This is a genomic window from Gloeocapsa sp. PCC 7428, from assembly GCF_000317555.1.
GTDB lineage: Bacteria > Cyanobacteriota > Cyanobacteriia > Cyanobacteriales > Chroococcidiopsidaceae > Chroogloeocystis.
This window is the reverse complement of the sequence record NC_019745.1, coordinates 815,493-837,620: the sequence shown is the minus strand read 5'-3', so window position 1 is coordinate 837,620 and position 22,128 is coordinate 815,493. Positions and strand designations below refer to the sequence as shown.

Genomic DNA, 22,128 nt, shown 5'->3' with positions numbered 1-22,128 from the left:
ACTAGGGAGTAGGGAGTAGGGAGTAGGAAGTAGGGAACTTAGGGTTTTAACTCTTTAACTCGCCCCTCGCCCCTCACCCCTCACTCCTCATTACGTCACACCAAAAACAATCACTAAGCCTAACACAGCCCCAAATACAATCAGGGCATAGAATTGAGCGCGACCATTTTCTAGGTATTTCAAGCCTTCACCACTAATGAGTGTGAAGAAGCCTGTCAAGTTAACCGCACCATCAACAACGCGATAGTCAACTTCCATCACTTGTCGCGCAAGACGGCGGCTACCTAAGACAAAGATTTGATGGTAAATGTCATCAAAGTACCACTTGTTGAGGGAAAGTTCATAAAGTGGCTTGATTGATGAGGCGATCGCGGCGGGGTCAATCTTACCGAACAAGTACATCAACGACGCTAAGGTAATGCCAATCAAGGAAATACCGACTGAACTACCTGCCATGATGAAAAATTCGGTTTGATCGAACTCGGCGACTTTTTCGATCACTTCGGCTAGCGTTTCACTCGGAGGATAGATGAATTCCTCGAAGTAGTTAGCATAAGGAGTGCCTACCAAACCGATAAAGATTGAAGGAATGGCGAGGGCTACTAGCGGTAGCGTCATCGTCCAAGGGGACTCGTGGGGATGTTCGCTGTGTCCATGACCGTGCGCATCGGATAAAGTTGCGAGTTCGCGCGTATCCATTGCCCCAGGACCAAAGTTAGGTGCAAGCGGCGAAGGACTCATTAACGTATTTGCTGCGGCAGATTGCAGCTTTTGGCGAATTTCGGTTTGATTGCCACGGAATTTACCTTCAAACGTGGAAAAGTACATCCGAAACATATAAAAGGCAGTGATTCCCGCTGTTAACCAACCAACAAACCACAAAAAGGGATTGGCGGCAAAGGCAGAACCCAAAATTTCATCTTTAGACCAGAAACCTGCGAAGGGTGGAATACCGCTAATTGCCAACGTGCCAATCAAAAAGGTTACGGCGGTAATTGGCATAAATTTCCGCAATCCCCCCATCATTCGCATATCTTGCGCCAAAGCAGGATCGTGTCCGACAACGGCTTCCATACCGTGAATCACAGAACCTGAACCGAGAAACAGCATCGCTTTAAAATACGCGTGCGTCATCAGGTGGAACAAGCCCGCGCTGTATGCGCCGACGCCCATTGCCATCACCATGTAGCCCAACTGAGAAATTGTCGAGTAGGCTAAGCCTTTTTTGATGTCATTTTGCGTGATGGCGATCGTTGCCCCTAAAAACGCAGTAAACGCGCCTGTAAAAGCAATGACATTCATCGCGGCGGGTATACCTTCAAAGACGGGGTACATCCGCGCAATCAAAAATACTCCAGCAGCAACCATTGTCGCGGCGTGGATTAATGCTGAAATTGGAGTCGGACCTTCCATTGCATCTGGTAGCCAAACGTGCAGTGGAAATTGAGCCGATTTAGCGACAGGACCTAAGAAGACGAGAATTGCAAAGAGGGCAGCAAGGATACTACTAAGCGATCCTGTTTCTACTAACGTTTGCAAGCGATCGCCGATTGCCTCAAACTCGAAACTACCGGTTGCCCAGTACAAGCCTAGAATTCCCAGTAGTAAGCCAAAGTCGCCGACACGGTTGGTAACAAATGCCTTTTGGCACGCATCTGCTGCGGCTGGGCGATCGTACCAGAAGCCAACGAGTAGGTACGAGCACATCCCTACAAGTTCCCAGAAAATATAAATCTGAACGATGTTGGGGCTAACAACCAAACCTAACATCGATGAGCTAAACAGGCTCAGATATGCATAAAAGCGTACATACCCTGGGTCATGAGCCATATAGCCATCGGTGTATACCATCACCAAAAAAGCGACTGTGGTGACGATTACCAACATCAGAGCGGTAAGGTGGTCAATGGTGTAGCCCATTGTCAGGTGAAAGTTTCCTGCGGCTGCCCATTCTAACGTGCGGACGTAAGGCGCGTGTCCTTGGAATTGACTGACAAGCAATGCTACAGAGAGAAACATTGCTGCACCTAGCAAGGAGACGACAAATACCGCATTTAATTGTCGCGCGCGGTTCGTCACCTGATTAAACGAGATTAACCCAAGACCGACCAGCATTGCCCCGACCAAAGGTAACACCGGAACGAGCCAGGCATACTGATAGATTGCTTCCATCACTGACGCCTACTTTTATAATTCTTTTCTATTTTGACCAAACTGTTAACAATTGTGACACAAGGGTTTTACCATAAAATAGCCCACATGACTGAAATATCAGTGGGATTCCTCAAAATAGTTGTCGGTTTTGAGCCATGCAACTTGTGATTCAAACACTGATTGACGGTTAGTCGCCAGTTTTGAGTAGAATCTTTTTATTTGTGGCTCATCATTCCTAGTCTTTCAGTTTCCTTTGTGCCTGTGTCTGTATATCTTTGCTTAAGCTAGGCGACATTCCCACTCAGCGCTTAAAGATGTGCTAGCGCGCGCAATCGAACAAAGCTTATTTTCTTGATTTTCGCTGTATTGAAGTTGAATTTTTTCTAGTTCCGCACGCAGTTCGGCGTAGCCGTGGAAACTATCCCAGCGGTGCTTGGGGCTTCCCTTGTCGAGCAAAATCAATGTTGGCAGTGTCGTCAGCCGAAACGAATTAGCAAGTTTAAAGTTTTCATCAGCATTAACGCCAACAACTTTGACTTGACGTTGATATTGATCTTGGAATTGTAACAACAGAGGTTCAATGCTGCGGCATAGACCACACCAAGGTGCCCAAAAATGCACAAGAACAGGGATAGGAGATTCTAAAACTTCTTGAGTAAATGTCCGCTCACTAACCGACAACACCATGCTTCCTCTAAGTACATCTATCGAGTTTTGTTATTAAATTAGCTACCTGACCTTAGCCGTTGAAATAATATATTAAAACTTTGACAACATTTGTCTTGAAATCATGCGTTGCTGCTCATTTTTAGTAGCTAGTTTGAACCATGCTACATCAATTTGGGATCAATTGGTAGACTGAAATTTTTGATTCATACTTTATAGTCAAAAGGGCGGGATCAATTGTTGTAGCGGTTTTGACAAATTCGGGCAAAGTTCATGAACATTCTAAATGAATGCGTTTAGCGATCGCTTATAGTAAGCAATATCTATCCTTTTGGGAGCATACATCACCAATTCCCTTTACTAGGTACTTGCATAAAAGTGGGTAAGACCACCACAGTAAAATTACAAAAACAGCAACACCTAGAAAAGCAGCGCAGAGTAATTCTTGGTGTTTCAGCGTTTGTTTGCCTCGACGAATCGCTAGACAATGAATAATAAATAACGCGAGCAAAAGCTATTTTGTAACGATTTATGAAGGTGCGATCGCTACGCCAAACGCCAAATCAACGATGCAGGATGCGTTTAAAGCTGCCAACCACAAGGTAGGCGCAGTGCCGCAAATCATGCCAGTTTCATAAAGACGAACTTGGGGTTTCTGAATGGTGGCAATTTCTAGTAGATTGAACGTAGCCGTATATAAGAAATACAAAACTGACAACACCCAAACGACTGATTCTACCCTCAAAACCCCCTGAAATTGTCACAAGTGCCAAGTTTCATAGTGTAATCAAGAGCGTAAATGATGAAGACAACTAGCAATGGCAAACTTACCAAAGCAAAGACGACACAATAAAGTTGCGCACCAAGGCGTTTTTCTACCCAAAGTGACAACGCAGCTAAATAACTGGGGCGATCGCGTCGCTGAAAAGACCAAGTGAAAACTATGTAAATAAAATTGTTAGAAGAAAACTAGCGTGTAGTACAGCGAATAGCACAAAGTATTCAACAGGAGCGATTTAATCAGAATGAAATGAGTTGTGATAGTGTCAAGTTCTAGATTAAGTCTCCTAATAAGCAGGCTATGAACCATTTAGGTGTGACCGCTAAGCCGAATTGGTTGCCTGAAGTCTCCTTTCATCTTCGTGGGTTTAGCCGTATGTCTGACCTTCCTTTTACTTTAGATCAGTTACGCATTCTCAAAGCGATCGCCGCCGAAGGGAGCTTCAAGCGTGCTGCTGATAGTCTATATGTCTCACAACCTGCTGTCAGTCTCCAAGTACAAAACCTAGAGCGACAGTTGGATGTTCCTTTATTCGACCGAGGAGGACGCCGAGCACAACTAACCGAAGCAGGTTATCTTCTGCTGAGCTATGGTGAAAAAATTCTCACACTTTGCCAGGAAACCTGTCGCGCCATTGAAGACCTGCAAAATCTCCAAGGCGGTACGCTGATTGTTGGTGCCTCGCAAACGACCGGAACGTATCTTTTACCACGGATGATCGGTTTATTTCGACAACAATATCCTGACGTCGCCGTGCAATTACACGTTCACTCAACACGCCGTACAGCTTGGAGTGTCGCGAATGGGCAAGTCGATCTTGCGATTATTGGTGGTGAAGTCCCATCTGAATTGCAAGATTCGCTAGAAATTATTCCCTATGCGGAAGATGAACTAGCACTGATATTGCCTGTATCGCACCCGTTTGCGAAGCTAGACACAATTTACAAAGACGATCTTTACAAGTTACAGTTCATTGCGCTCGACTCGCAATCAACAATTCGTAAAGTTATCGATCAAGTTTTGACGCGCTGCGATATTGATACGCGTCGTCTCAAAATCGAAATGGAACTCAATTCGATCGAAGCGATCAAAAATGCCGTGCAATCAGGGTTAGGTGCTGCTTTCGTTTCCATTACAGCGATCGCTAAAGAATTGCAAATGGGAGGATTACACTGTGCCAATATTGAAGGTGTGGTTGTCAAGCGGACTTTATCGGTCATTGTTAACCCAAATCGTTACCGCTCAAAAGCCGCAGAAGCCTTTATCAACGAAATCTTACCGCAATTTGCTAAACCAGGTTGGAACAAAGATGTGTTGAAATCGCAACGACCAATTGTACCAGAGACTTTTGATGAAGAAGAAGTCACACCCAACCCCGCTGGCGGTTAATTGTGTGATGGGAATTTGGAGTGAAAACTATGCCTAGCCCCTAACCCCCCATTGATGAAAGTCTACTGCACTCGTTCCAGTTGCCCCCGCCCCCAAAATCATTTTGCGGATTTAGACGACAGCGCAACGTTAAAAACAATTCAACAAAAATACTGCACTGCCTGTGGGATGCCGTTGATTTTGGTGGGGCGCTATTTGCCACTTCATCTGCTCGGAAAAGGGGGTTTCGGTGCAGCTTTTTTGGCGCGCGATCGCTATACTCCAGGAATGCGTCGCTGTGTTGTTAAGCAATTTCAACCTGCTGGCTATTTAACACTAACTCAACTACAAATTGCACAGCAATTATTTGAACGGGAAGCCGCAGTTTTAGAGGAACTTGGCAGTCAAAATGACCAAATTCCTGACTTGTATGCTTTTTTTGAATTAACAGTACCGAGTTTGCAGCCTGGTGGACAAGACAAGTTTTTCTACTTGGTCCAGGAATACATTGATGGCAAAAATTTAGAGGAGGAATTAGAAGAAAAAGGGAAGTTTTCATCCACCGAAGTCGTGGAAGTATTGCAAGCAATTCTGCCTGTACTGCAATTTGTTCACGAACACGGTTCGATTCATCGCGATATCAAACCTTCTAATATTATGCGCCATCGCAACGGGCGGCTTTATTTGCTCGATTTTGGTGCAGTCAAACAAGTCACAACCGCAGCTACGCAAACAAAAGGATCGACAGGAATCTATTCGCAGGGATACGCACCACCCGAACAAATGTCTGGCGGGGATGTTTATCCATCAACAGATTTGTATGCTTTAGCCGTTACTGCGCTGGTTTTACTTACGGGTAAAAAAACGGTTGAATTGTTTGATGTTTACAATAATCGCTGGCACTGGAGAACACACGCCGATATTGCCCCTACGATCGCAGACATTCTCGATCGAATGCTGTCAATCACACCCAACCAACGCTTTCACTCTGCCCAAGAAGTATTAACCGCGATCGCTGCTGCGACAACCGCACCACCGCCAGTAACGCCACCTCCAACTCCAGCTACCGTATCCTACTTTCATCAACCAGCAGCATTTTCGCTGTTGGAAGTCTTAGCGGGTGCGGGAATAAGTGGCTTTGCTGGAGGATTGATCGCGATCGCACTTTACAGCCTAGTGCAATCGCCAGTCGTCACAATGGGGGTAGCCGGATTCATTTTGGGGATGCTCATTTTTGCCCAAACTCGACGTTGGCTTGATGCTAAAGATCTGTTAATTCTCGTCGGTATTCTCTTGGCGATCGTTTTGTTTGTTCCCGCTTTACAAAGTGAATTAACAATACACAATATTCTGTTCTTAGCCTTAGTTGCAGGCGCAGCTGCGATCGCGCTAACAGCTTTATTTAGGCTGATATACAAACTACTTGCTTCAATCTTTTAACTCAATTGTGGCAGGAAAAATTTTAGAGCAATGGTTGATAAAGTTAGGACATTATAGAAGGGACGCCTGAGCATCAGCTGCTAGCCGCAGGCGTTAAGGGTTAGAAAAGATACAAATTTAAACTTAAATATAAATATTCCATAAGACTTCCATACTCGTTTCTTGCTCCTTCTTACCTGACCTTTGAACCCGACTATATGTCTCAAAGAAATGAAACTACTGTTCTTGTCTTAGCCTTCCTGATCGCTTTGGGAATTATCGGTGGTGTTTTTTGGTGGTTAACGGAACGTTTAAACGTTGACTTGGGAGGTGTAGCCAACAATCAATTGCAGTCTGTAAGTCATGTAGCTACGTTTGCTAGGGTACAAAATGTCCCGTCTGGACTATTTAGCTACGGTGGTAGTACGACTTGGGCACCGATTCGCAGCGAAGTTGACCCAGTAATTCAAAGTGTTTGGCCAGAGTTTCGCCTGCGTTATACCAACCCAACAACAGGTGCGCCAGGTTCCGCTACTGGAATTAGAATGCTACTCAATAACCAACTTGCGTTTGCGCAATCTTCACGTCCGCTGAACGATCGCGAGTACCAACAAGCCCAAACACGCGGATTCACACTTCAAGAAATTCCGGTGGCAGTTGATGCGATCGCGATCGCGGTTCATCCTACGCTTGATGTCACTGGAATCACCGTAGCGCAACTCAAGGAAATCTACACAGGTAGGATCGCGAACTGGAATCAACTTGGTGGACCAAACTTAACCATTACTCCTTATTCGCGCCGAATCGAAGAAGGAGGTACAGTTGAATTTTTTGCGGAGAACGTTTTAGAAAACGAAGCGTTTGCTACGAATGTACAGTTCATTCCCACAACAACTCAAGCGCTACGCGAAGTTGCTAATAATCTTGGTGGTATTTACTATGCTTCTGCCTCAGAAGTAGTCCCGCAGTGTACAGTTAAGCCGCTACCACTCGGTCAAACACTCAATAATCTAACTCCTCCTTATCAAGTCCCATTTGTTCGACTGTCGCGTTGTCCGCAAGAACGCAATCAACTTAATACAGCAGCATTTCAATCTGATGAGTATCCAATTACACGTCGGCTATTTGTGATTGTCAAACAAAACGAGCAAATCGCGGCTCAAGCTGGTGAAGCTTACGCTAACTTACTCCTCACCGATCAAGGACAAGAATTAATTAGACAAGCAGGATTTGTCAGTATTCGCTAGAAAAGGCTAAAAATGTACAGTGATAAGCATCCGTAGAGAGCGTATTTGGGTAATTAGTCAGCACAATTACCCATTACCAGTCCTTAATTGACGCTTATATACACCCACTTACTTATCAAATCCTATGTCTCAAAAGAATGAAACTGCGGTTCTTGTATTAGCTTTCTTAATTACAATAGGAATCGTCGGTGGTGGTTTGTGGTGGCTTACCAATCGTGGTATTAACCTGGGAATAGTTACGGACTCGCAATCGGAAGATACCGATCCTGATGCCAATGCACCACCGCTGCTTTCAACTGAATCTAGCAGTAATTTTGCGACAGTTCAAGATGTACCTAATGGACTATTTAACTATGGTGGTAGTACGACTTGGGCACCAATTCGCTTAGCAGTTGACTCAGCAATCCAAGCGGCGCGACCAGAGTTTCGCTTACGCTATGTCGATCCTACGGGCGAAACACCAGGCTCAGCCAGCGGAATTCGGATGCTGATTGACGGTAGAATTGCTTTTGCTCAGTCTTCTAGACCACTGCTAGATCAGGAAATTGCCCGCGCGCAACAACGAGGCTTTGGTTTGAGCCAAATACCCGTTGCGATTGATGGATTGGCGATCGCTGTTAACCCGAATTTAGATCTTCCTGGACTGACTATCGAACAAGTTCGCGCCATCTACACTGGCAAAATCGCCAATTGGAATCAACTCGGTGGTCCAAATCTATCAATAGTACCGCTTTCGCGCCAAATGAGTGATGGTGGCACAGTTGAGTTTTTTGTGCAAGATATCCTTGCGAATCAATCATTGGGGTCTAATGTAGAATTTGTTGCCGACACGACTCAAGCGCTGCGCAGATTAGCGGTAACTCCTGGTGGTATTTACTATGCCTCAGCACCAGAAGTTGTCCCGCAATGTACCGTCAAATCCCTACCGATAGGGCGTGCATCAGGTAAATTTGTTCCGCCTTATCAAGAACCTTTTGTTCCTTTATCTCAATGCCCAAGATTACGTAATCGCCTCAATCTTGAAGCTTTTCAAACGGGTGACTATCCGATTACACGTAACTTGTTTGTCGTCGTCAAACAAAACGGTCAAACCGACGAGCAAGCTGGAAATGCTTATGCTAATTTTCTCCTGACAGGACAAGGGCAAGAACTGATCGAGCAAACGGGTTTTGTCAGAATTCGCTGACATTATGCGTGTTAAGCGCATTGAGTCGCGCACAGATAATTTTACCGTTTGGCAATATTCACTGACTCGGCTGGCAAACAAATTAAATTATCACCCTGAGTAATCAACAAGTTACGTTGACGTAATTTACCCATCAACCGAGTAACAGTGACTCGTGTCGAACCAATTGCACTCCCGATTTGGGCGTGTGTCAGTGGAAATGGTAAGCAATAGCCACGCAGCACTTCCGGATCTTCTGGACTAAAAGACGGTTCGCCGTACTCCTCAACCAAGAGTGTCAGAAATCCTAATAAACGATCGATTGTCCGTCGTTGTCCTAACGCACTCAGCCACAATAATTTTCGTTGGTGCTGATAACGAAAAGCATCGAGAACTTCGCGTCGAAAATGCGGCCAATTATCTAGATCGTGCCAGTACATCCACACTACGGAAGTTTGGTCAACATGAGCATAGGCTTGGAGTGTAAACGGCGATTGAGCAACAATTTCAAAGGGCTGTCCAGCACCAACAAAGCCTAAAAAAGCTTCCTCTGGAGTTCGGTTAACTCGGCGAGAAGTTAACTGGCTGGCTGTAGCGCTGACTTGGGCAGTACCGACAAGTCTAATTGCACCACGTTGTACTAAATACAGTAGCCCTGGTCGTGCAGGAATTCGCTCATCTTTGTTAAATGAACGAACTCGGTAGTGTTCTTGCGCCCAATCGAGAATTCGTTGCCAAGTCAAAAATGGTCTTGGTGTTTCTGAAAATGTTGGGGACTGCATAGATGGAGAATGCATAAGTCGAAGCATTTGGCTTTTAGCCGAAAACGTTACAACAAGATGCAGCCGTTACGGGTGTGTTAATGCGACAAAGAGCACTTAACAGACCAGTGTAATTATCGGCTACTAGTTAGCTTAACTCTACATTTGTTTTATAGGTCTTGCAAAGCAATCCTAGTATTAGATGTTACTTATTATTTACTAAATTTTGCAGTTTTTTATTTTAGCGATCGCGTATTTCAATCTTAAAGCAACATAAAGTTTGGTAAAAGTGAAACATTCTCGATACAAGCAATGTCTCTTCCAAGAGTACGACATCTTGCCTGGAATATTTATCCTGACAAATTATTCTGTCAGTGATCTTCGTCACAATAAATATGTAATAAAAATCACTTAATATTCTCAGTAAAATTTTGGTAGCGATTGTAACTTACTAAGTATGAAGCCATAACCGCGCTACGCTGTAGATCTGTACAAGCAATAACCAGTGACATATTTAGAGTTGTTGTAACGATGACCGTTTATAACAAATTTTAGAGCGAACTTTGTCATCCGCTGACTATCGCGTAATGAAACAAGTGTTATTGCCGCACCTGCAAGTAGCACTCAATTTATACTTACTAAATTACAGACTGGCACTACAGCCGCAACTGAATGTTTCTTGGTGCCAAAAAAAAGACTGTGGATTTACTTATGTATGGGCGATCGCTTTGCAGTTGAGTGCAGTACAAAAGCTACCGGCGATCCAAATTGCGATGCGATTGATTGACTTCATTAACACTAAAGCGATTGCGGATGACATACGGCAAAAATTAGCAACAGAAAATACTGGCTTAACATTGATCGCTACGCGTATAGTATCGCCAGGGTTAATTTATTTAGAATTAACAGATTGCGCGATCGCAGCTTGGCTACAGTATTCAATTAATAACCCTCCAACAATAGAAAAATATTGCTTGCAAAAAGACAATAACTTCTCGCCTCCGTTTATCCTTCAATATACTCATGCTCGTTGTTACTCGGTATTACAGCTAGCTGTGCGTGAAGAGATAATTCCACCCACGCTTACACTAATTTCTTTTCTAGATTCTCAACAGCAACTTCTTTGCCGTCACGCAGCTGAACAAGCTTTAATTAAGCATTTAATGATATCATTCGATAACTTATACTGCCCCAGTCCTAACTTAAAACCGCACTGGGAAAAAATAGCAGTCGATTTATGTCAAGCTTGGCAAAAATTTTATACCTACTGTCGGATTTGGGGTGAAGTTAAACGCGATAATCTACATTTGGCGCAAGCACGATTGGGCTTAACGCTATTGACTCAACGTCTTTTAGCTGTACTCCTAAACGACAAGTTGGGAATTTATGCACCAACCGAACTATAGGATAGAAGCCGTTAGGGATCAGAAAATATTGTCAAAACTATAGATTGTAAACAATAATCATATAAAAGTTTTATTTTTTTGATATGACATTTGTAACTTCTGCCTTTAGATAGAAAATTTTGTGTAAGGCAGTGACAAATAAACAGAGTTCATATAATATTGCAAGTGTGTGAGGAGCGAACCAGTCAGGGTACCGAGACGAAACACGGCCAGTCGTCGGTACCCTTTCTGAGTTTGTAGGCATTGTTACAAAATAACGTACGCCTTTCAAAGCTTTTAATTAACTGGCAAAAATTAAATTGCCTTGTCTCGCAAAATAAATTCTTCAATTGCTGCTGCTACGCCATCTTCTTCAACAGTTGGCGCGACCCATTGCGCAAGATCTTTAACGGCTGATGGTGCATTACCCATGGCAACGCCAATCCCCGCATATTCCAGCATTTCCACATCATTAAAATTATCGCCAACTGTCATCACGTTTGCCGCTTGAATACCCAAGCATTCTTCGGCTAAGTAACGCACAGCCGCAGCTTTATTGACTAATGGATTGGTTGCTTCAAAAAAAGTTGCAACTGATTTTGTCATGTACAGTTCCGCAGGCGTATAGCGCTGGCGCAAACTGCCTAAAAGACGATCAATCAAAGCAATATCATCGCTGAGGGCTAGCACTTTTGTCGGTTCGTCGGTGAGAACTTGACGCAAATCGCCAACAGCAATTGGTTCAATTCCCGAACGTTCTGAGTAGAGTTGAGTTTCTGGGGTGAGTTCGCGCACATATAGGCGATCGCGGATATAAAAGTGAACCGATAGTAGCGATCGCAGTTGCGGTTGCTCAAAGTAATCTAACAGCTGATGCGCAGTCGCTTTGGCAACGGGTAAATGACGATGCATTTTTTGCGTATGCGGATCTTGAATCCAAGCGCCCTGGTACGCTAACAATGGCATTGTTGAGTTAATATCTTCATGAAAGCGTAAGGCAGAGCAATACATTCGACCTGTCGCTAGTGCGACTTCAACACCTTTAGCTTTTGCCGCTGCGATCGCATGACGTACCGCCGGACGAATTGTGTTTGATTCTCCGGCGATTGTACCATCGATATCGAGTACCAGCAGTTTTATTTGAGTTTTGAATTGGTAATTGGTCATTGGTAATTGATAATTGAAACTCCCCATCACCTCGTTTTTTGATTCTCTGTGCTAGGAATAGGTGACATCAAATCGCTTACATCTACTTAACTTGATTTTTTAGTATTATCAAGAAAATTATCTAGTTACAGAAAAAAACAGCAAAGACTTTCACTGCCAAAGTATAAATGAAATTAGCTGATGCTTGCTATTGCTGGCAATATGTGGTTTACCAAAGTGTAATTTAATTTATGGCTTTAGCGGTTATTCTTATCATTTCATTTTTTGCGCTCAAACTTTAAATTAACTAGGCGAAATTGTGTTGATTAGTTGTAGTAGAAAATACCTAATATTGGCGTTTTTAATATAACAAAATCAGCTTAAAAGTAGATTAAAAATAAAGTAGAGATCGATACACTGAGGCAATTGCTGTAGGTATAGGAATAAATTAATATGCAGGGGATTGAGCGTTTTGGGAAGCAAACAGCAGCCCGCGCAGATTCAGTGTTAGAGGAAGCATCTGTTGAGCCTTTAGTCGTCGAGCCTCCTGCTATAGAATGCGAAGTATGCGTTGTTGTACCAGTGCGAGATGAAGCTGAACACTTAGTTGCGACGCTCAATGCCTTAGCGCATCAAATCGATTTACACGGGAAACCACTGCATCACAGCCGCTACGAAATTATTCTACTGGCAAATAACTGCGGTGATGATTCGGCGGCGATCGCGCGAAAATTTGCTCAGCAAAACGCATCATTAGCACTCCACGTCGTAGAAATCACCTTGCCCAAATCGGAAGCGTATATCGGTAAAGTGCGGCGTCTTTTGATGAATGAAGCGTATCGTCGCTTGATGAGTATTGGACGCGATCGCGGCGTGATTGCTTCAACCGATGGCGATACTCGCGTAGCCCCGACTTGGATCGCTGCTACATTAGAGGAAATCACTCGCGGTGCGGATGCTGTTGGCGGGAGAATTATTACAGATCGTCCCGAACGCAGTCGATTAGATCCTTATGCACGGTTATGTCACTTGCGTGAAGTAGGCTATCGCTATCTCTTAACCGAACTCGAAACTTATCTCGATCCTGAACCGTGCGAATCTTGGCCTCGGCATTATCAGCATTATGGTGCAAGTGTAGCCGTAACAGCCCAAATGTATGCTCGTGTAGGTGGGATACCTGCGGTACGAACACCCGAAGACGTTGCTTTCTATCAGGCATTAGTACGTGTTGATGCAAGGTTTCGTCATAGCCCAGCGGTGAAAGTCATCACTTCAGCACGACAAACCGGACGCGCCAAAAATGGTTTAGCAAATCAGTTACGCGAATGGACGGCGATGGGACATAAACATCAGCCATTTATTGTTGAATCAGTAGCGCGAAGCGAACAAAAACTGCAAGCACGTCGGAAGTTACGATCGCTGTGGATGCGATCGCGGCTTCACCAACTCAGTGAATATGAAATTGCACAGTGCGCGCAAGAATGGGGAGTCTCGCTGGCTTGGCTCACCGCAGAACTGTATCAGTCACCAACGTTTGGTTTGTTGCGAGAACGCGTGAAAGAAAAGCAAGCAATTGAGTTAGAACGCGATTGTCATCAAGAAATTTCGCAGGCGATCGCCGATCTGCGATCGCGTTTAAGTCACTTACGCAAAACTCCAGTTCATCTAAACTCGCTCGAACAAGTCAAGCCGATATTGATCTTCCCGCTGTCCGTGCAAATGCCGCAAGTGCGAATCGGTTAGTTCCATAAACGAATCGTGAACTTCATCGCCCCACAAGGGGTAATCTTCGGCATATAGCGTCCAGTGGACAAGCAGCAAATGCCCTCCTGATTCTAGATGCTCTAGGATCAGTTTTTGCGCTTTTCTTAAATCATCCCACGATAAGTAATAACCAACTTCGGAAACTAAAGTTAAATCAAAAGTTGCTTGCGGGTAATCAAGTGGCACTTGCATCAGTTGAAACTTAACATGAGGTTGATGCTGACAGCGCTTCATGGCGCGATTCAAAGCAACTTCCGATGCATCAATAGAAAACAGTGAATCGCAACGTTCGGCTAAACGCGAAGTCAGAACACCAATCGAACAACCAATTTCGAGCGCAGAGCGGTAGCGTTGTTTTGGTAGCGTGGCTAGAGTATTTGCGTATTTATTCGCCTCATATTCGCTCGTCTCAAACTGCCAAGGATCTTCATCAGCAGTATAGAGATCGTTAAAATATTGAGGTTGCAGTGACTCCATAGGTGGCTTTGGTTGATTCATCAAGCTTGCTCCAAGTAAAGTTCCCAAGGATGGGCAAAGTTTGCCAGCATTTCTGGTGTTAAACGAAAACCCTCTGGGTCATCGTCGATTAAATCAGTTGTTTGCGAACGATATGCCGCGATCGCCTGTTGTTTTAAATCGACGACTGTACCGATATCCAACCGCCACGGCTTAATATTTGGGGGTAAATTGCTATCTTTGCGTTGTAAAGGGTCCCAATCCCAAATTAGATATTCAATTTGCCGCAGTGATAAGTTTGCCGTGTCAATTGCGGTTGTGAGTAGTTCCCAAGTCGCACGGTGATCGGGGTGCGGATCAAATCGCCAAGGTAGAAAGATTGTTTGTACATCACGGCTGGATAGGTAGTCTCGCAGGCGAGTCACCGCAAAATTAAAATCAGCGCTATTTCGATTAGGAACAGCACCATCTTGAAGGCGGAAAAATGTCACTGCGACTTGATCGCCAAGCACCGCGAGTGCAGCGCGAGTTTCACTTTCACGTAAGTCTCTTAAGGCGGGTGCAGGGTAGCAACGCGAGTTAGGATGCGATTGAGTCCCATCACTGATAACAAGCGCCTCTACGGGGACGCCAAGCTGCTGTAATAAAGCGATCGCCCCACCACATCCAAGCGATTCATCATCAGGATGCGGCGCAACAATCAGCGTCGAACCAAAATCAGCGATCGCACTTGCGGGATAGAGTGGTATTTGCTCTGGAGCTAATAACGTTTGCGACACAATCTGAGTCATAGCATCCACAGCGAACTTGCAGGTTCCTCACTTCCTAACGCGTATTGCCCGACATTGGCGATCGCCGCATCAAATGCGGGTTGGCGTAGGTACAACGTCAAGTCACGAATAACGCGTTCTATTGGATTTGGCGGGAGTAAGCCGCGAGTACCAACACAGCGTTCGCATAACTGCATCACATCCATACAAATTTGCTCGATCGCGGTGCGTACCATATTGCCATAGGCAACAATTTTGCTGGCTTGGGGATGGACTTCAGCCGCATAACCACCAAATACTGGCGCGTACTCATCGACTAAAGTTGCTGCACCGCGTAGCCAAAGATGCCCACTTTCGATAGCGATCGCCATTTTTCCTAAACGTTCTTCTTGATAAGGATCTGGCGTCCGATTGAGTGACTGTAAATATTCCCGCGTTAAATTAAACAACGCTTCTGCACCACCAAGTTGCACCGCCGCAAAGCGAATCACACCGCCTGTTAGCCAGGGTTGACGGAAGTAATCGCCAGGATTGCCGATAACGTACAGTGGAGCAAGTTCCACACCTGTAAAGTCTACTTTGTAACTTGCCGATGCGCGCATTCCTGAAGGTTGCCACCATGCAGGATCGACAACTGTTTCAACTTCGTCCATCGGCACAATACACATTTGCCAACTACCATCAGGTAGCGTTCCATTCACAAATGGACGTTCGACAAAACCACAACCCGAAGCAAAAGTTTTCGAGCCTTCTAGCCGATAATTGCCATTGTCTAACGGAATCACTTTGACACCATCAGCGGCTTCAGCATTCCAGACACCAAAGATTTTATGGCGATCGCGTGCGGCTTCCGCAAAAGCCTCAATTTGTTCGGGAGTGCCAAACGTGTTAATCAGTTGTAGCGCATTAACATGACCTTCATAAACGCGTCCAACAGATAAATTACCGCGACCTAATTGTTTAAGTAACAGCAATAAAGGTAGCGTTCCACCTGCTTGTATCCCTAACCCTAACCCGCCTAATTCGCGAGGTAATGGTGCGCTCAAGAGTTTTGCTTGCGCAATGAGTTCAAATTCCTTTGCGGGAAAGGCTCCATGACAATCTACCGTCGCAGCGTTAGCAAATGCAAAATCAGCGATATCGACAACCCGCGATAAAATTTCTGCAATTGCTGGCTCGTGCCAACTATCAGGGATAACGCTGAGTGAAAGTTGTGTAGTAATAATATCCTCCTTCAAGTCCTTGCCATAACCAAGAGCGCAAATCGTACAGCTAAAGGCTTTTTGGTATTTATTATCACTGTCGCACTACAACTTATGCTCATTCCTGAGGTAGAGCTTGTCAGTTTATAGTAGGGGTCAGAGATCAGAGGTCAGGGTTCAGGGAAATCACGACGAGCTTTTATATTGTCCTAACTCTTTTGACTAGGGCTATAACTAGCAGAAAAAATATTCTCCCTTGCACCTCTGTTCCCCTGCTCTAACTCACGGAGTCACTGGCGTCGTCGGTGGTGGAGAAGGCTGAGCCTCTGGTGGTACTGGGCTGACGGGTTCGGGAGTTGTTTGAATTGCAGGTGTTTGCCCTTCTGGGATAAACGTAGGAGAAAGATTTCCTATCGGATCGCTAGCATCGATACAGCTATCCATCGCTTGAACAGGCGTAAAATTAATTTCGCTGCGCAAACCAACAACGCATTCAGCAAAGCGTACTGGCAATAAGCTACGACCGCAGTAATCTAAAACATTCGCCGGTTGTTGTTCGCTCGTTTGGCTGATTCCGACGACACAAGTGGCTAAATCATCTTGACGGCGTACTTGTCTACACGTTGCCAGTGCATCGGTTGCGGCAATTTCTGTGCGCTGATCAATGCTTAAAACACAACTCGATAGCGATCGCGGATTGAGTGCTGCGGCACAAGCGTTAGCTGCGGCAATATCGGTAATACCAACACTCAAAAGACGGGCTGTACAAACACGAAAGCTATTGCGGTAAGAAGTTGTAATTGTTGCCGTAGCGCTAGGAACAGTAGACATGACGAGTGCTGCAACAGCTAAAGGAGTAGCAGCGACACGAATACGCTTTTTTTCTATTGCCATATCACCTTCACTTGAATTAGTATTTCAAAGCGATAAAATTTTATTTTCCGCTATATTAAAGCCCAGATGAGCATTTGATGGAGTTTAATTGACTCTTAATTTTGCCAATATGATTATTACAGATTTATAATGGTCAATTTGGGAGAAGTTTGACAAGGTAGTAAAGAGGAACCCATGTCCCGATACAGAGGACCAAGATTAAGAGTTGTTCGCCGCTTAGGAGAGTTACCAGGATTAACTCGTAAAAGCGCTCGTCGCTCATATCCACCAGGACAGCACGGACAAAACCGTAAGAAGCGTTCTGAATATGCTGTTCGTCTAGAAGAGAAGCAGAAGCTGCGTTTTAACTACGGTTTGACCGAAAAGCAGTTGTTACGTTACGTCCGCCGTGCTAGACGCGTGACTGGCTCAACAGGACAAGTTCTATTGCAACTATTAGAAATGCGGCTGGATAACACCGTTTTCCGTATGGGAATGGCTCCGACGATTCCTGCTGCACGGCAATTAGTGAATCACGGTCATATCACAGTTAACGGTCGAGTTGTCGATATTGCAAGTTATCAGTGTCGTCCTGGCGACGAGATTAAAGTCAGAGACCGCGAAGCTTCACGTAAGTTAGTAGAAAATAATCTACAATATCCAGGACTTGCGAACCTTCCTAGCCATTTAGAGTTTGATAAAAACAAGCTCGAAGGTAGAGTGAATAGTTTGGTTGAGCGCGAGTGGGTGGCGCTACAAGTTAACGAATTGTTGGTCGTTGAGTACTACTCACGACAAGCATAACGATTTTGGATTTTGGATTTTGGATTATTAGCCTAGCGAGTAAAGTTGCGGCTTAACAGGCTAAGTCCACCTTCGCGGACTAAAGAATCTTTTTATAAACCTACGAAGGTAGGTTTTGTTTGATAACTGCGGTTTCAACCGCTAGGTTTTCAATAATCGCAGTCAATCCAAAATCTGAAATTGAATTAACCTCCAATTTGTGACATTGTGCGGCTGTATGCGCCAGTTGTTCCTGATTCGCGTTGTTTAAAGTTGATTTCAGGTTTAATTGCGAGCAGTTGACGTACTTCTTTGCGTAACTGTGCCATGTCAGCACCAGCGCGTAAGGGCGTTTTGAGGTCGATTTGATGACCTTCATTGAGTAGGCACGGACGTAACCAGCCATCGGCAGAAAGCCGCATCCGGTTGCAGCGATCGCAAAAACATTCGGACATCTGACTAATAAATCCCAACGTCCCTTTCGCCCCAGGAATCTGAAAGACATCCGCAGGTCCACTACCACGTACTTGCGATTCTGTCAAGCCGAACGAATCGCGAATGCGTTGGCGGAGTTCTTCGGAAGCAATCCAGCCGCGATCGCCAAAAAGTTGCGAATTGCCAATTGGCATAAATTCAATAAAGCGGACGTGCCATTCACGGTCAATCGTTAAGGCAGCAAGGTCGAGAACTTCGTGGTCATTCACACCAGGAATGACCACGACATTCAGTTTTAAAGGATCAAAACCAACTTGATACGCACTTTGAATACCTTGCCAAACTTGTTGCCAGCGCGAACGACTGCGATTGCCAATAATTTGGTTAAAAGTGTCAGGATCGAGCGAATCTAGACTAATATTAATCCGCCGCAGTCCGACATCGTAAAGCGCTTGTGCCATACCCGCGAGCAAAAAACCATTAGTGGTCATCGCCAGGTCTTGAGTTTGAGGAAAAGCAGCGATCGCGCGGACAATTTCAATGACCCCAGGACGCAGTAACGGTTCGCCGCCCGTTAACCGAAACCGCGTAAAGCCAACGGGAATAAAGACTTCTTCAATTAAGCTGAGTAGTTCTGCATCAGTTAATAGCTGTTGCCGCAAAATATAATCTAACTCAGCACCTTCCGGCATACAGTACTGACACCGGAAGTTACAGCGGTCGATTAAGCTGATCCGGAGGTAGTCTACTGCATTCATAATGATTAGTGGCTAGTTGATAGTGGAAGAGTAGGAGTGTGAGAGTGTGGGAGAGACGAAAATGCTATTTTTCCTGCCTACCCGCCTATCCTCTTTCCTTTAGCTTGCTCAGATCTTATTCGCCTGACTCCTAATTCTTATTCTGAACGATCGCCAATTTCTCCAACAGGAACAGGTGCGAGTTGCGGTTGAAAGGGAAGCAAGTTGCGCAGAATCTTGAGAACTGATTGACTGCGTGGTTCGCGGACAAAAACAAGTGGCAAGAGCGCGATTAACCGGACGATAACCGAAAGCGCAAATAAGCCAGGTAAACCACCAATGATCGACAGTTGGGCGAGAAAGCCGCCTGTAGTTGTGCCAAAAGCGCCACAAACACCAGATATTGCTGCTGCGATCGCAAAGTATTTTGACGGGTGTTCGACAGGAGCAACTTCCATTTGAATATTATTGCTACATAAATCAATTGCTGCCCAAGTTCCACCACTAAAAATATGAATCAAGGGCAACCAAATCCAGCGCGACAGCGAATCACTACCAGCCCCCAACCAGAATATAGGTGTAATTGCGGCTAAAACACCGACAAGAATCAGCAAAGGACGATTGCCGATGCGATCTGCCATTTTGCCCCACAATACCAGCATCACAAGGTTCGCCCCTGCCGTCAAACTCGTGTAGGTTGTTACCCAGCTTAAATTAAGATGTAAATTATCTAACAGATACAAATTAAAAAACGGCGCACTCAAGTTAACTGCAAACGTCCACAAGCCAAAGTAAAGTAAAAACTTTAAAAAATTAGCATCTTGAAAAATACTGACTTGTAAACGCGAACTTTCATCCACAACGTTCAGATTCTCCGCCGCTTTTGCTTTAGCGCGATACGAAGCAGCATCTCTCGGTTGTAGCGGATTAACATCTGCCATAAAAAACTGGCATCCCATGCTAATTAATCCAGCCACGATACCTAAAAACAGCACGATGCCATAACCTTGAATACTGCTATGAGGCCATGCAGAAACTGCAAAACCAAAGATGGGTACGCTAAGTAATGTTGTCAGGCTGCTGGCACTGTTACGAAAGCCAAAGTAACGTCCGCGCAGGCGATGGGGAACTAGCGCTGCCATCCAGCTTACCCACGACGAACCACCTAAGGCATTCAGGATATGCGTTACTAGCACCATGCCTAACGTCCAGCTAACAAGTTGATGTAGATTGGCTCCTGACCAACATACCCAACCAATTCCGACAACTAAAATTAACCATAGTAGCCGAGATACGCCAAAAATACATAAGCAATAGTTATGGCGACTTGTGGTTCTGTCGGCAAAGTAAGCTCCTAAAGGCTGTAGCAAATTGACTACCATCGGAATCGACGAAAGCATCCCAATCTCTACAGAACTTGCCCCCAGTTGTAAAAGAAAATTGGTGAGCAAGACGCCACTGGTAATACTAGAGAATATTGCTGCAAAGATTCCATCAATCGTTGATGCTCTAAGGCTTGTCCGAATTTCTTGCGGCGAAATTTTAGGCGGTAGTTCGCTGGGTGATACCGCTATCGCGTGATGGTGTTCTCTAATTTCTATGGTGGGAGGAGAGATGGTTTCCACTAGGCATTATCCAAGTTTGAGAGCAGCTTTGGGCTTAGCCAACTACACAACAGAGGCAGTGTAGCAAGATACGTTTCTCAATCTATTGAAACAAAAAATAAAGATAATATTCTCTCTGTCGTTGGTTACAATTACAAATCTTTGGAAGAAAGGAAGAGGTTAGGGTAATTAGGAATAAAGTTCTACTTACTCACTGCTAGTTGTGATTGTTTATGAATTCTGGTGAAATTCGTTCTGGATACACGTTGCCGGTGTTTGCTTGTGCGGCGGCGATCGCTGCTTTGCATTGGCTACACAAAAAGCAAGGTACAACATCAGTTGACGTCAATCTCATTCATCCCGCAGAAACCGTAGAAATTCCGATTGAACAAGTTTCAGGAATTGCGCAAGGTGCGTTGGCAATTACGCGCAGCGACCCTGGTGATAACCTTGATTTAACTCGGAATACGCCAATTTGGGCATTGGTAGAACCGCGCGAGGAAGGGCAAGCGCTCATCATCCAAGGTGGTGAAGGAATTGGCAAGCTGAGTGCGACAGGAGAAGCGGCGATTTATAGCTATGCACAGCAATTGATCCAGGAGAACTTAACGCAGTTGCTACAACCAGGCGAAAAAATCACCGTGACGATTATTCTCCCTGAAGGAAGACAATTAGCCGAGCGGACGTCGAATGCTGCGTTTGGTGTTGTTGAAGGACTCTCTTTGTTAGGAACGAGTGGAATTGCCCAACCATTAAGCGCTCCTGGGCAACTCGAAGCCTTTCGCGAGGAATTACAAGCTAAACGTCATTTTCATTGTTTGGTGTTCTGTATCGGGGAAAATGGCTTGGATTTAGCAACACAAATGGGAATTGAATCTAAGCGATTAGTGAAAACTGCGAATTGGCTTGGACCTTTACTTGTGGAAGCTGCGGTACAACAAGTAGACGCAATTTTACTCTTTGGCTATCACGGTAAGCTAATGAAACTTGCGGGAGGAATTTTTCACACACATCACCACCTTGCAGATGGACGTCGGGAAATTCTCACAGCGTATGCAGCAAATGTTGGTTTACCGACACCAGTGCTACAAACTTTATTTACAAGTTCCACAGCAGAAGCTGCACTGAAGTATTTGCGAGAAGTGGACGTACAAGAAGGCAGCAACTGGGTAAATACTGTGTATAGTGCGATCGCCCACAGTATTGATCGCCGCGCTCAAGAATATATTTTTAAGCAAAGCACTCGCCAACTTCAGGTTGGTTCAGTATTATTTGACCGCGATCGCCAAATCATCGTCAAAAGTGAAATAGGTTCCACTTTGCTCGCCCATTTGTGTTAACTTAAGAAAAATATATATTAAATACCAATAAATAGCTTTTTAGGGATCTATCGCCTGGTAGGTGTTTAATAG

Annotated in this window: 18 protein-coding genes and 1 pseudogene; 8 read left to right on the top strand and 11 right to left on the bottom strand. The window is 44.8% G+C overall.

Annotated features, from left to right (window positions below):
* Positions 1-90: 90 nt before the first annotated feature.
* The 3 genes and pseudogenes from GLO7428_RS03745 to GLO7428_RS28790 all read right to left on the bottom strand — a co-directional run bounded on the left by GLO7428_RS03745 (position 91) and on the right by GLO7428_RS28790 (position 3,565).
* A complete protein-coding gene (locus GLO7428_RS03745; RefSeq protein ID WP_015187225.1) occupies positions 91-2,172 on the bottom strand; it encodes an NAD(P)H-quinone oxidoreductase subunit 5 in 2,082 nt (693 codons plus the stop codon).
* 357 nt (positions 2,173-2,529) lie between these two features.
* Positions 2,530-2,841: pseudogene (locus tag GLO7428_RS03740) on the bottom strand (thioredoxin family protein); the annotation flags it as partial.
* A 508-nt stretch (positions 2,842-3,349) separates the two neighbouring features.
* A complete protein-coding gene (locus GLO7428_RS28790; protein WP_231295547.1) occupies positions 3,350-3,565 on the bottom strand; it encodes a hypothetical protein in 216 nt (71 codons plus the stop codon).
* 411 nt (positions 3,566-3,976) lie between these two features.
* Here GLO7428_RS28790 and GLO7428_RS03730 point away from each other — a divergent pair, with 411 nt between their 5' ends.
* The 4 genes from GLO7428_RS03730 to GLO7428_RS03715 all read left to right on the top strand — a co-directional run bounded on the left by GLO7428_RS03730 (position 3,977) and on the right by GLO7428_RS03715 (position 8,821).
* Positions 3,977-4,990: a LysR family transcriptional regulator gene (locus GLO7428_RS03730; RefSeq protein WP_041918871.1), complete on the top strand. Its 1,014-nt coding sequence runs from the start codon at positions 3,977-3,979 to the stop codon at positions 4,988-4,990.
* Positions 4,991-5,044: 54 nt separating this feature from the next.
* On the top strand, positions 5,045-6,409 hold the full coding sequence (locus GLO7428_RS03725; protein WP_015187222.1) for a serine/threonine-protein kinase: 1,365 nt from the start codon (positions 5,045-5,047) through the stop codon (positions 6,407-6,409).
* A gap of 197 nt (positions 6,410-6,606) precedes the next feature.
* A complete protein-coding gene (locus GLO7428_RS03720; protein ID WP_015187221.1) occupies positions 6,607-7,635 on the top strand; it encodes a PstS family phosphate ABC transporter substrate-binding protein in 1,029 nt (342 codons plus the stop codon).
* 124 nt (positions 7,636-7,759) lie between these two features.
* Positions 7,760-8,821 carry a PstS family phosphate ABC transporter substrate-binding protein gene (locus GLO7428_RS03715; RefSeq protein WP_015187220.1) on the top strand — a complete coding sequence of 354 codons (1,062 nt, stop codon included), beginning with the start codon at positions 7,760-7,762 and terminating at the stop codon, positions 8,819-8,821.
* A 41-nt stretch (positions 8,822-8,862) separates the two neighbouring features.
* Here the strand turns inward: GLO7428_RS03715 and GLO7428_RS03710 are convergent, their stop codons facing one another.
* Positions 8,863-9,582: a Crp/Fnr family transcriptional regulator gene (locus GLO7428_RS03710; RefSeq protein ID WP_015187219.1), complete on the bottom strand. Its 720-nt coding sequence runs from the start codon at positions 9,580-9,582 to the stop codon at positions 8,863-8,865.
* Positions 9,583-10,148: 566 nt separating this feature from the next.
* Between GLO7428_RS03710 and GLO7428_RS03705 the strand changes: the two genes are divergently transcribed.
* Positions 10,149-10,967: a DALR anticodon-binding domain-containing protein gene (locus GLO7428_RS03705; RefSeq protein ID WP_051038390.1), complete on the top strand. Its 819-nt coding sequence runs from the start codon at positions 10,149-10,151 to the stop codon at positions 10,965-10,967.
* Between the two features lie 294 nt (positions 10,968-11,261).
* Here the strand turns inward: GLO7428_RS03705 and GLO7428_RS03700 are convergent, their stop codons facing one another.
* Positions 11,262-12,113, bottom strand: a complete 852-nt coding sequence (locus GLO7428_RS03700) for a Cof-type HAD-IIB family hydrolase (protein WP_196797452.1) — start codon at positions 12,111-12,113, stop codon at positions 11,262-11,264.
* Between the two features lie 432 nt (positions 12,114-12,545).
* Between GLO7428_RS03700 and GLO7428_RS03695 the strand changes: the two genes are divergently transcribed.
* The gene (locus GLO7428_RS03695; RefSeq protein WP_015187216.1) at positions 12,546-13,835 is read left to right on the top strand and encodes a glycosyltransferase family 2 protein; all 1,290 of its coding nucleotides are present in this window, start codon (positions 12,546-12,548) and stop codon (positions 13,833-13,835) included.
* Here the strand turns inward: GLO7428_RS03695 and GLO7428_RS03690 are convergent.
* The 4 genes from GLO7428_RS03690 to GLO7428_RS03675 form a co-directional block, all read right to left on the bottom strand.
* The gene (locus tag GLO7428_RS03690) at positions 13,758-14,354 is read right to left on the bottom strand and encodes a class I SAM-dependent methyltransferase (protein WP_015187215.1); all 597 of its coding nucleotides are present in this window, start codon (positions 14,352-14,354) and stop codon (positions 13,758-13,760) included. The genes GLO7428_RS03695 and GLO7428_RS03690 overlap by 78 nt on opposite strands.
* On the bottom strand, positions 14,354-15,103 hold the full coding sequence (locus GLO7428_RS03685) for a PIG-L deacetylase family protein (protein WP_015187214.1): 750 nt from the start codon (positions 15,101-15,103) through the stop codon (positions 14,354-14,356). Before GLO7428_RS03685 ends, GLO7428_RS03690 begins: the two co-directional genes overlap by 1 nt.
* Positions 15,100-16,320 (bottom strand): acyl-CoA dehydrogenase family protein, encoded by a 1,221-nt coding sequence (locus tag GLO7428_RS03680; protein WP_015187213.1) that lies wholly within the window; start codon positions 16,318-16,320, stop codon positions 15,100-15,102. The genes GLO7428_RS03685 and GLO7428_RS03680 overlap by 4 nt, the downstream gene beginning before the upstream one ends.
* A gap of 246 nt (positions 16,321-16,566) precedes the next feature.
* Positions 16,567-17,178, bottom strand: a complete 612-nt coding sequence (locus GLO7428_RS03675; protein ID WP_015187212.1) for a hypothetical protein — start codon at positions 17,176-17,178, stop codon at positions 16,567-16,569.
* A 174-nt stretch (positions 17,179-17,352) separates the two neighbouring features.
* Here GLO7428_RS03675 and rpsD point away from each other — a divergent pair, with 174 nt between their 5' ends.
* Entirely contained in the window at positions 17,353-17,961 is a 609-nt protein-coding gene (rpsD, locus tag GLO7428_RS03670; RefSeq protein WP_015187211.1) for a 30S ribosomal protein S4, read from the top strand.
* Positions 17,962-18,146: 185 nt separating this feature from the next.
* Here rpsD and moaA read toward each other — a convergent pair whose 3' ends face one another.
* On the bottom strand, positions 18,147-19,133 hold the full coding sequence (moaA, locus tag GLO7428_RS03665; protein WP_015187210.1) for a GTP 3',8-cyclase MoaA: 987 nt from the start codon (positions 19,131-19,133) through the stop codon (positions 18,147-18,149).
* Between the two features lie 137 nt (positions 19,134-19,270).
* Positions 19,271-20,737: an MFS transporter gene (locus GLO7428_RS03660; RefSeq protein ID WP_015187209.1), complete on the bottom strand. Its 1,467-nt coding sequence runs from the start codon at positions 20,735-20,737 to the stop codon at positions 19,271-19,273.
* 212 nt (positions 20,738-20,949) lie between these two features.
* Between GLO7428_RS03660 and cbiD the strand changes: the two genes are divergently transcribed.
* Positions 20,950-22,056 carry a cobalt-precorrin-5B (C(1))-methyltransferase CbiD gene (cbiD, locus tag GLO7428_RS03655; protein ID WP_015187208.1) on the top strand — a complete coding sequence of 369 codons (1,107 nt, stop codon included), beginning with the start codon at positions 20,950-20,952 and terminating at the stop codon, positions 22,054-22,056.
* Positions 22,057-22,128: the final 72 nt, after the last annotated feature.